The sequence below is a fragment of the Hymenobacter tenuis genome (assembly GCF_054780495.1).
On the sequence record NZ_BAAGWF010000003.1, the window covers coordinates 142,348 to 154,655 of the forward strand.

A 12,308-nucleotide genomic window follows, 5' to 3' on the forward strand; every position below is an offset into this window, starting at 1 on the left:
AAGGACATTACGACCCTAAATTCACTGGCAGCAATAGGTAAGCCCGAAGGGGATAGTATAGAGCGGAATGCACTTAAGATACCTAATAAAAAGTATTTTATGAATATTAAATATAATAATAATTAAGATCACAAATACATGCAGTGCAGCAGGGCCTCAGGCGTAGGGTCTGAAGGGAAAGTAGATTATCTTGTCTACTTCTTGTTGCTCGCTTTCTGTTATGCTGCCTTCTTCTGACTACTTAAGCCTAACCTACCGCCCCGATTTGCGGGTGCTGGTGGCGCGCTGGCTGCGGCAGCCTACCTCGCCAGAACTGCAGGAAGGCTACTGGCAGATATTGGCTTTGGCCGTAGCAGGGCGCCATACCTATTGGCTGGTAGATGTGCGGCGGCGCGACAACGCCAACCAGCAAGGCACTCCCTGGATGATGGAAACGTTTTTTCCGGCAGTGGCCGCGCAACTTGGCGGCCCGATGTACGTAGCGTATCTGTTCTCGCCCGCGCACCTGGCCGATTTGGAGGCTGATGCCTCGGTGCCGCCCCTCTCTTATTTTGATGACCGCCCTTATCAGGTGCAGCGCTTCACCGATGAACACCACGCCATGACCTGGCTGACCAGTTGCCAGCTCCACGACCAAGCGGTGGCCGCAAAGCGAACCCAGCGCTAAGCCTACCAGACCGATAGTACCTATTTATAGTGAGCAGAAGCTTCGGCTCCTGAGTGTAAGTATGCACCTTCATCCTGTTGTTGAAATGCCCGGCCTGGCTATTGGCTACGACTCAGATAACCAATGGCTGTATGCCGACTGGCACGGCGAGCACACGCAGGAGTCGTCGCGGAAGGCATGCATGCTGATGCTGGAAAGCCTGCGAGCGTGGCCATGCAGCAAAATCCTCAACGATAATTCCAGCATCACGCATACTTCAGCCGAGCTCAGTGAGTGGGGCGTCTGGTGGCTGGATGAAATGCTGCGGGCGGGCCTTGAGCACATTGCCTGGGTGTTTCCGCACCACTTTACGGCCCGCCAAGCCTCCGAAGGCAGGCTCCAGCTAATTTCGCGGCCCGTGGTTGGCACCTTTGATGATGTGGCTTCCGCGTGCGTATGGCTTCAGCAGCAAGCCGCCCGGAGCTAACTAGGCGCGCTTTTTACTAGGGTCCTTATTCCCGCCAACCGATGAAGGTTTGAGCCCTGGCGCACCCTAGCAAAACGATTACCACCGAAGTACGGGCTAGTAGCGGTGGCGCGGCTGTTATACCCCCTTTACGCGCATCGGTAAGGTGTATATGCCTTCTGATGCCGTAATAAACAGGATGTTACGTTTTTTGCCCGCAAAGCAGACGTTGCCGGTCCAGTCAGCCGGTACCTCAATGTGCTCAATCTGTTGGCCCGCCGGGTTGTATACCGTTACGCCTTTTCCCGTCAAGTACACGTTGCCTTCCGCATCAATGGTCATGCCATCGGAGCCTTGCTCCACAAACAGCTGCCGGCCTACTAGGTGCCCGTCGGGGGTAATCTGGTAGCGGTAGGTTTTATTGGCCCCAATATCGGCCACGTAGAGCTGGCGGCCATCGGGTGTGCCGATAATACCGTTGGGTTGCTGGAGCTGATCATCTACCACTATCGGTTGCTTGCCCGGCGGCAGGTAGTACACTTTCTGCCCGCCCAGGCCTGGGTCGGGGGCGGTGCGCTTCCAGTAAGCGCGTTGGTAGTACGGGTCCGTGAAGTAGATGCCGTCGGTTTTGGGGTTGATCCAGAGGTCGTTGGGGCCGTTGAGGCGGTGGCCCTGTACATCTTTTACCAGTACCTTGGGGGTTCCTGTGGCATCAATTGACCAGAGCTGGTTATGTTCATCGGCACAGGCCAGCAGGTTACCTTTTTTATCGAAATACAGGCCATTGGCGCGGCCGGCCTGCTCCATAAAAACCGTCAGCTGGCCCTCGGTGCTGTACTTCCAGATTTTGTTGTTGGGCTGATCAGTGAAATACACGTTGCCCGCCTTGTCGGCTGCGGGGCCCTCCGTAAAGGAAAACTGGCGCGCCACCAGCGTTGGTTTGGCCTGGTTGGCCACCACAGAAGCGGCCGGGCCACCCTGTTTCCGGGCCTCCGGATGATGCCAGCATGTGAAGGCACAGGCACCGGCTACTACACAGAAAAGACCTATATACAGAGCGGGGCGGTACGTCATATAGCCAACGAAATATCAGTGAAGTAAGTAAAGCGGCGCCGACTGCCTAGGTTGCTCAGATGGGCTAACCCACGGGCACACCGGCCCGAACAGTCATCGAACGTAAGCACATCTTCCGTCTCTTATACGCAGCCAAAACTATGGGCCGCTAACAGAGGGGCTTAGAAAAAGCTAATATGCAATTTATCAATCTTTTGGAGGTGTGGTATGAAGTAAATATATAATAGGTTTTATATTATTTACTTGTTATTTCAGCCGTACGTTACTACTTCAGCTAGGGCCCAGAGGCAAGCTTATGATTGAGCGCGGAGCGCGCGGAAACATACCACCTAGTGTTGCGTATTCAATCTGCCTTCCACCTGCCACATAATGTTAGATTTCGCTGCCCTGTTCCGTCCGCTAGTTGAACGTAGTCAAGTGGTGTACTTTGTATACCACTTGGAAGCCAGGCAGTTTCACTTCGTGAGTCCGGCGTATGAAACGGTATTTGGCCAGCCATGCGCCGAGGCAACTGCGGCGCTGCCGCGCCTTATCAGTCGGCTACACCCCGATGACCACCATTTTGTGGGCGCGCGCCTGGCGCACCTGATGCGAGGAAAGTTTGTGGAAGATGTGGAAGTGCGGCTGGTGCCCGAAAACGACCCAAACGGGCCGGTGCAATGGCTCTATGTAACGGCCGGACGTGTAGAGCAAAGTCCGGGGCACACCTACCTCAGCGGTACCGTACAGGATATTACCAGCAACCGCGAGTACCTCGACAATGTGGACAAGTTCAACAAGAAGAAAAATACTACCCTCGAAATCCTGTCGCATGATCTGGCCGGGCCTTTTGCCATGATTAAGCAGGTAGCTGGGTTTGTGACGGAAAAGGTGGAAAGTCTCCACGACTCGCAGCTAAACCACCTGCTCCATATCATGCAGAACACGTGTCAGGAAAGCATCAACCTGATCCGGGACTTTGTAGACAATGAGTTCCTGGAGTCGTCAAATGTACAGATGAAGGTGGAGCGCGCCGATCTGGCCTTGGAACTGCGGGAGATGGTAGCAGAGTATCAGAAGTCGGCTGAGGATATTGCCAAGCACTTTTCTTACAAAGGCCCGGAGCAGCTCTTTCATGTCCTCGACCACAACAAGTTCATGCAGGTAATCAATAACTTGCTGAGCAACTCTATCAAGTTTACGCCCGACGGTGGCCACATTCGGGTAGGGTTAGAGGAGCATCCTGATCAGGTACTGATAACCGTGGCAGATAACGGCATCGGAATTCCGGACGAGTTTCAAGACACGCTTTTTGAGCGCTTTACACCCGCTCGCCGCACCGGCCTGCGCGGAGAAAAAACCACCGGACTAGGCATGTCCATCATCAAAACCATAGTTGAGCTTCATCAGGGCCGTATTTGGTTTGAGAGTGCAGAGGGCCAGGGTACTACGTTCTTCATTGCGCTGCCCCGCACCGAGCCAGCCTAGCCCCTGGTAAGGCGTACACCCTAATGAAAGCTGCTTGGTTGACTGCTACTGGTCCCGGAAAAGGTTCGTAAGGTAGCAGGGGCGTGGCGACGGGCTTGCTCATTCGTGGTGGGCTAGTAGGCGGGTGATGGATGACTACAACAGCGCCTGTTTCGTACAAGGACCTGTACCAACTACCACCATTATGTGCGGCCGTTATACTGTTACGCCTCCTGCTGCGGCGCTCGAGGCCCGTTTTGATGCTTCCTTTGCCGGTGACCCCGTGCTGCCTACCTACAATGCCGCGCCGTCTCAGCGTCTGCCCGTTATTCTGAACACGGAGCCCGGCCGCATCCAGCTGCTGCAGTGGGGCCTGGTACCGGGCTGGGTAAAAGAGGTGCAGAAAGCGCCCCGCCCCATTAATGCGCGGGCCGAAACCTTAGCCGAAAAGCCTTCTTTCCGGACGCTACTCCAGCGGAAGCGGGCCTTGGTGCTGGCTGATAGTTTCTATGAGTGGCAAGTTACTGACCACGGCAAAGTGCCGCACCGGATTTTGCTGCAAAACAAAGAGCCCTTTGCGTTTGCGGGCCTCTGGGATGATTGGGTAGATAAACAGACCGGCGAGATCAAGCCAACCTTTACCATCATCACCACTGCACCAAACAGCCTGATGGCCCCTATTCATAACCGTATGCCGGTGCTGCTTGCGAACCGGGAGGCGGAGCTGGCCTGGCTTGATGATGGCGTAGGCCTAGCGCAGCACCAGGCGCTGCTGCAGCCCTTTTCTGCCGAGGCCATGCAGGAATATCAGGTCTCAACGCTCGTGAACTCGCCGACGAATAATGAGCCGGCTGTATTGGCCCCAGCGGCTTAACACTGAAGGCACTAAGGGCAATACAGCAAGCAGCTAGGCCAGTCATGCCAGTAGGTTTGGCGTAAAATGCAGGCTAGCGGCTAGGTGCCTGTGGTGCGCGGAATAGCTCGTTGCGCCGTATAGCGCGGGCATAGCGCGACTCGCCAGCAGCTTTTCTAGGAAGGAGTTTAGCAAGGAAGCTCTTCTTGGCTGGTAGGCGGGTAGCGGCCGCTTTCGGATCTGGTTGAGCAGCCTTTCCGGCCTGAGGCACACAAGTTGCACTACCAACCAGTAGCAGAACTATAGTAGCAAAGTGTTTCATTGGAATAGGTTATTGTGCAATTTTATACGAATACAATGCTAATCAATTATTTTGTAATAAGTATATATGATATGTAATTATTCTGTACAAAAAAGAGGCCCGTCGCTTACGACGGGCCCCAAGTGAGAAGCGGCATCCAATGGAGATACCGCTATGAGTTTGAAAATCAGCTTATCTGCGATGATGCGCACGCCGATAAGCACGAGTTGAGTTGTGTACCTTCTTGCGTTTAAATAAGCCTCCTTTCTTGTACTTATTCGGATTTGGGCGTACAGTTTCGGTAGTAGCATCTGCCATTGTTACAGCGGGCATGGCTGTTACTTCTGTTCCAATCAATAGAGTAAGCCCAGTGATAAGGAGTGTGGCTGTTGTCATGTTATTGCGGTTAGGTTGTGTTGTTGCAAGTATATGTTAAATTTATTATTGTTAATATTATACTAGTGCATTTGCATAAAAAAAGCTCCCTCACATAGTGAAGGAGCTTTGAGAGCTACGCTGGAAAGCTTATTCCGTGTTGTCGGCTGCTTCAGCAGCTTTGGCTGCTACTATAATAGCAAGGCTGGCAACTACCGCAATACCTACAATGAGCTGTGTGGTAGTGAAGCGCTGCGAGGCTTTGCGCAGCAAGTGCCCGCTGTGCTTCAGGAAATCATCTAGCTGATCCTGCTCCCCTTTGAATACTTTGTATCCTGCTTGCAGGGCGTTAATAATCTCGTCAGGGGCAATTTTCTCAATTTCTTTTGGCAGGTGAGTGCTCATAGCAGGCAAATAAAACAGTGAAGGAAGAGTCTGGAATAGTGGGAATACAACCACTGAACCCTCTCTACGGAGCTAAGCCGAATTTTGATATGTGGAGTTAGTCTCACGCGTTAGTTAAACCCTGAGCTTGACCCGACTACCCGAGTATTTAGTCACAAAAAAGCCCTGCCGGCAAAGGCAAGGCTTTCTGTAATAGTAGTTGAGCTTCGCTTATTCGTATACCTTAACCACGAAGACATAGTCCTGCAGCTTCCGGATTTGCTGGGGCCTCGAGGTGCCACTGAGTTGATTGTTGCGGGGCATATTATAGGGTTTACCCGCGCCCGCCGCGCTCAACGAATCCACCAGGCGCATCAGGTACGACGACTTGGTGGCAAAGGCGGCGCTCTGTACATCCATCTGCCGGCCGCTAATCACGCCAATCAGGTTGCCTTTATCATCGAGGAGCGGACCGCCGGAGTTACCCGGGTTTACCGGAATGCTGATCTGGTAGAAGCCGGTGTCGCCTTCAAAGCCTGAGCGAGCACTCAAGGAGCCGTCGTTGAACACTAGGTCTTCGCGCGGATAGCCCAACGTATATACCCGCTCACCTAAGTCAGACTGCCCGCGCTTGAAAGCATAAGGCAAGCGCCCGAAGCCTTTAAACTGCTGGTCTTTGATTTGCAGAATAGCCAAGTCGTGAGCTACGTCCGTGAAAACCGGCTCGGCCCGGAAGCGCTGCCGGTCACGGCCTTCAATCAGTAGGGAGTCGGCGCCCTGAATCACGTGGTAGCTGGTTACTAGGTATCCATCAGCCGTAAGGGCAAAGCCGGTGCCGCTGAATTTTCCTGGGTTGGCTTTTTCCGGCTGCGCGTCAATCTGGTTGAGCGTGCGATTCATAGAGCGCTGGGTTTGCTTGATGCGCTCTACCTCCCGCCGCAGTACGGTGTAGCCATACAAAGAGGGCTTTTGGGCGGCTCTATACATTTCAAGGCCTAGTAGCGTAGCAAACACCGCGAGCACGGCTACGGAGGCGGCTACCATCATGGTGGCGCGGTGGCCGTTCCAGAAGTCGCGGAGTTTTTCCTCGGTGCGCGATATGCGCAACATCGGGCGGGGCGCCTGCCCAGTTGCAAACCGCTCGTGGCGCTCGTCCTCGTCGGCCGCTTTGGCCAGCGGGGTAAGCCGTACGGCCTGCTCCGCATCCATATCGGCATGAATGGCGTGCAGCTTACGCCGCAAGGCCAAGCGGCGGCCATAAGCCGTTAGCGTGCCAGTCAGCGCCTCAAACTCCTGGAGCTGGCGCTCCAAGCCAGGGTCAGCAGCCAAGCGGCGCTCCAGATCAGCCCGCTCGTCTGGGGCCAGCTCGCCGGAGCGGTAGGCTTCAAATAAGGCGTAATAATCAGCTTCGGTTTTCATCTCGTATCTGAAAGCGAGAACAGGCCAGGTTGCAGATAGGCTTTGCTATTTATCCGCTCTATTTCCGTTCCTCTATCATCTAAGTAAGCTCCTGGTACTGACTGAAAAATAGCTTTTTAAGTCGGACCAGGCACTTGTATTTCTGGTTTTTGGCGTTGTCGGCATTGGTGTAGCCAAACTCTGCCGTAAGCTGCTGCATCGATTTGTCGAGCAGGTAAAATCCTTCTAAAAGCGAGCGGCACGGCTCTCCTACCTGATCCAGCGCCTGAGCCATAGTGCCCAGTCGCCGGTCCCGTTCCTCAGCCAATTCCAGATCGGCCTCGGCACCAGTTTCGAGGTACGGCTCATAATCATCGAGGCGGCCGCCGAAGCGGGTTTTCTCGGTGAGCCGTTTCAGCCAGAGCCGACGGCACACGGCGTAGAGGTAGGTTTTGATTTGGCAGCTTAGCTCCAGGGAGCCGTCACGAACCTTTTCATAGAATACCATCACGCCTTCCTGATACACATCCTTGGCTTCGTCTTCGGTGCCGCTGTTTTGCAGCACGTAGTGCGAAATCATAGGAAAATGCAGCCGGTAGAGCTGTGCCAGGGCCCGGTCGTCGTCTTGGCGGATAGCCGCCACAAACTCCTCGTCGGTGTAGGAAGGTTGTCCCTTACCCATTCGCTTTGTTGATTAATACGTTGGCGTCCGGTTGGTAACCCAGTGAAAAAATATTTTCCAAGGTTGGGTTACCATTCGTCAGGAACGGTATGAAGGACGTTTTTTGGACAAAATTTCTCAAACCTACTATCAAAATGAAGAACCTCCTGAAGGTATCCGCTCTGGCCGTTGTTTTCGCTGCTACCCTCGTTTCTTGCGAGTCGAAGACTGCTGAGGAAACCACCACCACCACCGAGGCTACCTCGGTAGAAGCTACTGCTACTACTGCTGACACCACGGCTGCTGCTGCTCCTGCTGCTGACACTACTGCTGCTGCTGCTCCTGCTGCTACCACTACTACGGAAGCAACTACCACCACGCAAGCTACCACCGAAGTTAAGTAATTACGCGCCGGTTTGGCCGGTACGTTATTGCTAAGGTCCAGGTTCCGCACAGCGGAGCTTGGACCTTTTTTTGTACCTGCATTGTGCCGGGAGGTAAGGTGCTGCTGCTAGCCCCACTACAGGCTTAAAGTGATTGGTGCCGAAATGCCTACCTATTTGGTTACAAAGCGGCGAGAGCAGCTAGAGTTTTTCTTCGAGCCACAGCAGGCCGGCCGCCAGCAAAAATAGGGCATACCCCCACCACCGCGGCCAACTGGTGCTGGTGGTGCGGGTAACGGCAACTGAAGCCGCTTGCTTATCCGGCGTAAGCTGAGCCACGGCCTGCTGCCACGCCTGCCGGGCCGGCCCCTGCCATTGCTTAGCCCCGAACACGTAAAACCAGTGTTTGGCGGTGCCATTGCTTGCTTGGTGCCAGCCCTCCGCACTAGGCCAGTACGTAGCCGTAGCCCACTCCGGGAGGTAACGGTCCTGTTGCAATGCAGCGCGTATGGTAGCGCCGGCGGGCTCCGTGAGGGTAAGTGCGTTGGAGGTGGGGCCGGTAGCCCGTAGCGTTAGCGGAGCATGCGGGTGGGGCCAGGCGTCTAGGGGGGAAATGGAGGTTGTTGCCAACTGGGGTGGGGCCACGGCCGTTAGGAGTTGGCTCCAGTACGACTGGTAGGTAGCTGCTTGCCCCTGTAGCAGCCAGGGAAACGTTTCGACCGCCGTTGTTACCACCACCTGTCCCATTCCAACCCGACGAACGGCGGCCGCGGCCTGTTGACGGGCATCAGTAACCAAGGCGCGGAGGTTTGGACCCGGGTGGAGGGTAGCAGCTAATAAAGTAGCGGCAGCCCCAGGCGCTTCGGGCCAGCGCACCGGCTGCGTAGTAACAGCGGCCGTGGACAGGGCCTGTAGCTGGAATGCCGCGCTGCCCGGCAGCTGGCGCGGGAGGGTAGGTGAGTCGGCCAGGAGCAAGGCTCCGCAGGTGCCGGTCCGCACGGCCCGGCTCAAGGCCTCTGCTTCCGCCCCCGATAAAGAAGCCAGGGCCCCCGCATCAGCAACCAGCACCATAAAACGGGCTAGCAAGGCCGGCGTGAGGCGCCCCAAATCAGGAGGCGACGAAACGTTCAGGAACTCGGTTTGAGTAAGGCCACGGCTTAGTCCGGTGCGCAGTGCTACGCTGTGTTGGTGTGCAGCCAGATAGTTTTTCAGAAAGCGAACCTCAAAAGAAGGGGCCGCCGCCAGCACCAACACCCGTAGTGGGCGGGTGGCCTGCACCTCTAGCGGTACCGGCTCGCGGGCAATTCGCTTCCCTTCCCGTCGCGCTTCCAGCCAATACACGGCCCGCCCTTCTGCTTTTGGAGTGAACCGTAGCCGAAAGTTGCCGTGGCCAGAGGCAAGCCGCACCGAGTCACGGGGGGCGCCGGCTGCGTGCAGGCTAACCCAGATAGGGCCGCTAGCATGTGCAAAAGCGCCTTCCACGGCCCAAGGCCGGCCAAGCTCGGGCTGGCGGTTCCAGGTAGCGGCCTGAAAACCACTAGCTGCCGAAGTGTGCGTAACCACCTTTAAGCCCTGTAGGGCTAGGGCATCAGCAGCCGGCAACCCGTTCCCTACCACGTGCAAACGCTGCAAGGCGGGCAGCTGCTGGCGCAGGGCAGCCAGGTTGCTGAGCATGGGAGTATCGGTAGAAGTAGCGGTTGTTTGATAGCGCCAGAGTGGAGTGCTGGCTCCTAGGCGCCGGAGCAAGTGCCGCAGGGAGTCCGGCGAGTAACCATCAGTGAGCAGGATAGCCGCCTGCGGCGTAGGTACCTTATGGGAGCTGGCTGGCGGGAAGGCTGCCAGCCACACGCCCGCTACGGCCACTAGCCCGGCTCCAACCCGCAACCCCCGCCGCCGCTGGTCCGGCCGACGTAGGGCAACTACCGTCAGAATCACGGCTAGCAGAAGGCAAAGAGCAAGGGCGTAGGGCATATAAAAGAACAATTGCGAATTCAAACCAGGTGGATTGGTGGCAGGCTGGGACCTAGGAGGGGCCTAGCGGCTTAGCTCCTGAAAGTAGCGGCGGGCCAAGCGGTTAGCGGGAATAGGTGCCTGGCCGGGAGTTGGGGCCGTAGACGGCAGCAGGTCGGTGAAGGCACGCTCCAGCACCGGCAGCGCGGCTAACGACGGTGGCTGCCCGGCACGCAGGCTAGCAGAGAGGCGCCGCACTTCGCGCAGGGCCGAGAGGTAGGCGCCCGGCTTTTGCAGCGCGGCCCGAGCCAGCTCCTGCCCAGCTTGCTCCAGGGCCGCGGCGGCACCAGCGGGCGGGTGGGGCTGCTCGCGGAGTTGCGTGAGTACGCGCAAGGCGGCTCGCAGTACGGGTTGCCGTGGCGGAGCTTCCAGCTGCTGTTGGCGGCGCGGCGCAGCAGCACCAGCTAGGTCGCCGGTAAGGCGGGTAGTGGCTTCGGGCATCAGAGGCGGCGTGAAGCCGGCTTTCTTGACGTAGGCGCGGGTTTGGTGCTGTACTTCTTTCAGTAGCCGCAGCGCCCGATACTCAAAGGGCAGGGCCTCGCGGGGGCGGCCCGTGCGCAGGCGCAGCTCCGCTTCCCACATTTCGTTGAGCACGCCCCGCAGCTTAGCTTTCACGGCTGGCTCCAGGAAATCGGCGGTTTCGGAGTCATCGTGCCGGTGAATGTAGGGCTCCATGAGCTCAGCAGTAAGAGCGGCCCCGGGAGCAGCATCCGCAGCGGGCAGCGCATGGCCGTGGTCGTGCCCATCATCAGCGGTGTGTTCCTCTTTTTTCGGGGCTGGGGCCGGATCAGGCGTGTGGTCTTCGGCTACTACTGAGCCTAGGCCGGGCTCTTCTTCCGGCTCATCGGTGCTGGGCGGTAGGGTAGCGCCGCCAATAGTTTCATCGGCTTCCTCGCCCAGAAACTTGCCGTAGCGCATGCGCAGAATCTTCTCATCAAACCCAATGGAGTTGGAGCGTTCCAGCAAGGTAGCCGCCGAGAGATTCTTCTGTTCGGCCAGCAGCTTTTCGGTGTCAATGATAATCTGGCGCTGGCTGCGGAAATACGCCGGCTTGGTATTCACGCCCAACGACACATCGAGGGAGCTTTCCTGTACGGTGGTGTCTTCCCACTGCACCAAATAGGTGTCGGAGCGGGTGAGGTGCTGGCGATTGTCCCAGGCCTGGAGGTAAAAGTACACTTCGTCGCCGTAGGTGAGGCCCAGGGCCGGTAGGCGCAGCAGGTGCTGCAGGCTGGCCGTGGCGGGCTGGCCTCGCAGGGCAGCACTCAGGTCGGTGGCCACTTCCCGGAACTTCACGGCCTCGCCCTGGCCCTGCGCAACGGTAGCTACCAGCCGGGCGCGGGTGAGACCATAGTCATCGGTGAGCTGCATGCGTACGGCTACCTGCGGTGGGCGCCCAAACTCAACCAGCGTGTACGCCTTAGGCGCCATGATGCGGATAGCAGGGGCCTGATCGGGCTGTACATCAATGGCATAGTCTTCAGAAACCTGCCCCGCAAACCGGATGCGGTATAAGCTGGAGGCGCCTAGGGCTTGCTCAAGAACAAACTCCCCGGGGCTGCCGGCTACGGCCCGCAATGGTAGCTTCTGCGTGCCTAACTCTAGCACTGGAGGCTGACTAGCCCCCTTACTCACCCGAACCGTCCAGCGCACTCGGCTATCCTGGGGGCAGCGGAATGAGCCTTCGGCTGGCGAAAACGAAGAGCGGCGCGTATAGGCCGGCGGCGTTACGCGCAGGCGAGTTTCCAGGATGCGGGGAGCCGAAGCAGGTGGGGGCACTGGTGCCTCAAAGCGCAGCTGCAGCGGCTTATCGGCAGTGGCGGAATGTGGTGCTTGGGCCGAGGGGCGCTGCCACCAGGCCACGCCTGCCAGCAACAGCAGCAAGCCCGTGAGCAGTAGAGGCCGCTTGAAATCTACTGGCAGCAGCGGGCCTGTGGTTAGCTCGGGCAAACGGGCTAGCAGGCGCTGCTGCTGCAACTGGCCTAGCAGGTTCAGAGCGGTTGTTGGCTGCAGCAGCAAGCCGGAGCTGTCTTCCAACTCCGGATACAGCCGGTCGAGGCGCTGGGCTATGGCGCTGGCGGGCGTTTGCCACACGCGCCACAACAGCCAGCCAGCCAGCAGTATGCCTAGCCCGGCGGCAACTACAGCTATGATTTGCCACGCGGGCCAGCCTGAGGCAAGCACCAACGCCAGTACCAAGCCAGCCAGCAACGGAAGCAGCACGGCCACAGTACGTCGCCCGGCCCACGCACGGCGAGCCGCGGAAAGCGGGGCTTCGGTAGCAGCAAGGGTGGCGGTCAGGAGGCGCATA

At 57.5% G+C, this 12,308-nt stretch carries 11 protein-coding genes; 5 read left to right on the plus strand and 6 right to left on the minus strand.

Annotated features, from left to right (window positions below):
• Positions 1-220: 220 nt before the first annotated feature.
• Positions 221-667, plus strand: coding sequence for a hypothetical protein (locus tag ACYVGU_RS12105; RefSeq protein WP_460622310.1), 447 nt, complete (start codon positions 221-223; stop codon positions 665-667).
• 61 nt (positions 668-728) lie between these two features.
• Complete coding sequence (locus ACYVGU_RS12110) at positions 729-1,133, plus strand: hypothetical protein (RefSeq protein WP_460622311.1); 405 nt, start codon at positions 729-731, stop codon at positions 1,131-1,133.
• Between the two features lie 117 nt (positions 1,134-1,250).
• Here the strand turns inward: ACYVGU_RS12110 and ACYVGU_RS12115 are convergent, their stop codons facing one another.
• Entirely contained in the window at positions 1,251-2,186 is a 936-nt protein-coding gene (locus ACYVGU_RS12115; RefSeq protein WP_460622312.1) for an SMP-30/gluconolactonase/LRE family protein, read from the minus strand.
• 369 nt (positions 2,187-2,555) lie between these two features.
• Here ACYVGU_RS12115 and ACYVGU_RS12120 point away from each other — a divergent pair, with 369 nt between their 5' ends.
• Positions 2,556-3,653: a PAS domain-containing sensor histidine kinase gene (locus ACYVGU_RS12120; RefSeq protein WP_460622313.1), complete on the plus strand. Its 1,098-nt coding sequence runs from the start codon at positions 2,556-2,558 to the stop codon at positions 3,651-3,653.
• Positions 3,654-3,837: 184 nt separating this feature from the next.
• A complete protein-coding gene (locus ACYVGU_RS12125; RefSeq protein ID WP_460622314.1) occupies positions 3,838-4,506 on the plus strand; it encodes an SOS response-associated peptidase in 669 nt (222 codons plus the stop codon).
• An 805-nt stretch (positions 4,507-5,311) separates the two neighbouring features.
• Here the strand turns inward: ACYVGU_RS12125 and ACYVGU_RS12130 are convergent.
• From ACYVGU_RS12130 to ACYVGU_RS12140, 3 genes are all read right to left on the minus strand, one after another.
• Positions 5,312-5,566, minus strand: coding sequence for a hypothetical protein (locus ACYVGU_RS12130; protein WP_460622315.1), 255 nt, complete (start codon positions 5,564-5,566; stop codon positions 5,312-5,314).
• A gap of 210 nt (positions 5,567-5,776) precedes the next feature.
• Complete coding sequence (locus tag ACYVGU_RS12135) at positions 5,777-6,964, minus strand: trypsin-like peptidase domain-containing protein (RefSeq protein WP_460614911.1); 1,188 nt, start codon at positions 6,962-6,964, stop codon at positions 5,777-5,779.
• 79 nt (positions 6,965-7,043) lie between these two features.
• A complete protein-coding gene (locus tag ACYVGU_RS12140) occupies positions 7,044-7,625 on the minus strand; it encodes an RNA polymerase sigma factor (protein ID WP_460614912.1) in 582 nt (193 codons plus the stop codon).
• 134 nt (positions 7,626-7,759) lie between these two features.
• On the opposite strand from ACYVGU_RS12140, the gene ACYVGU_RS12145 reads away from it, so the two are divergent.
• Positions 7,760-8,008 carry a hypothetical protein gene (locus tag ACYVGU_RS12145; RefSeq protein WP_460614913.1) on the plus strand — a complete coding sequence of 83 codons (249 nt, stop codon included), beginning with the start codon at positions 7,760-7,762 and terminating at the stop codon, positions 8,006-8,008.
• A gap of 180 nt (positions 8,009-8,188) precedes the next feature.
• Here ACYVGU_RS12145 and ACYVGU_RS12150 read toward each other — a convergent pair whose 3' ends face one another.
• Positions 8,189-9,958, minus strand: coding sequence for a hypothetical protein (locus ACYVGU_RS12150; protein WP_460622316.1), 1,770 nt, complete (start codon positions 9,956-9,958; stop codon positions 8,189-8,191).
• A 63-nt stretch (positions 9,959-10,021) separates the two neighbouring features.
• Entirely contained in the window at positions 10,022-12,307 is a 2,286-nt protein-coding gene (locus ACYVGU_RS12155; protein WP_460622317.1) for a hypothetical protein, read from the minus strand.
• Position 12,308 lies beyond the last annotated feature (1 nt).

What these genes read in the sequence shown, in the direction of transcription:
- ACYVGU_RS12105 (WP_460622310.1), top strand. Translation starts at nt 221, where the DNA reads ATGCTGCCTTCTTCTGACTACTTAAGCCTAACCTACCGCCCCGATTTG.
- ACYVGU_RS12110 (WP_460622311.1), top strand. Translation starts at nt 729, where the DNA reads ATGCACCTTCATCCTGTTGTTGAAATGCCCGGCCTGGCTATTGGCTAC.
- ACYVGU_RS12115 (WP_460622312.1), bottom strand. Translation starts at nt 2,186, where the DNA reads ATGACGTACCGCCCCGCTCTGTATATAGGTCTTTTCTGTGTAGTAGCC.
- ACYVGU_RS12120 (WP_460622313.1), top strand. Translation starts at nt 2,556, where the DNA reads ATGTTAGATTTCGCTGCCCTGTTCCGTCCGCTAGTTGAACGTAGTCAA.
- ACYVGU_RS12125 (WP_460622314.1), top strand. Translation starts at nt 3,838, where the DNA reads ATGTGCGGCCGTTATACTGTTACGCCTCCTGCTGCGGCGCTCGAGGCC.
- ACYVGU_RS12130 (WP_460622315.1), bottom strand. Translation starts at nt 5,566, where the DNA reads ATGAGCACTCACCTGCCAAAAGAAATTGAGAAAATTGCCCCTGACGAG.
- ACYVGU_RS12135 (WP_460614911.1), bottom strand. Translation starts at nt 6,964, where the DNA reads ATGAAAACCGAAGCTGATTATTACGCCTTATTTGAAGCCTACCGCTCC.
- ACYVGU_RS12140 (WP_460614912.1), bottom strand. Translation starts at nt 7,625, where the DNA reads ATGGGTAAGGGACAACCTTCCTACACCGACGAGGAGTTTGTGGCGGCT.
- ACYVGU_RS12145 (WP_460614913.1), top strand. Translation starts at nt 7,760, where the DNA reads ATGAAGAACCTCCTGAAGGTATCCGCTCTGGCCGTTGTTTTCGCTGCT.
- ACYVGU_RS12150 (WP_460622316.1), bottom strand. Translation starts at nt 9,958, where the DNA reads ATGCCCTACGCCCTTGCTCTTTGCCTTCTGCTAGCCGTGATTCTGACG.
- ACYVGU_RS12155 (WP_460622317.1), bottom strand. Translation starts at nt 12,307, where the DNA reads ATGCGCCTCCTGACCGCCACCCTTGCTGCTACCGAAGCCCCGCTTTCC.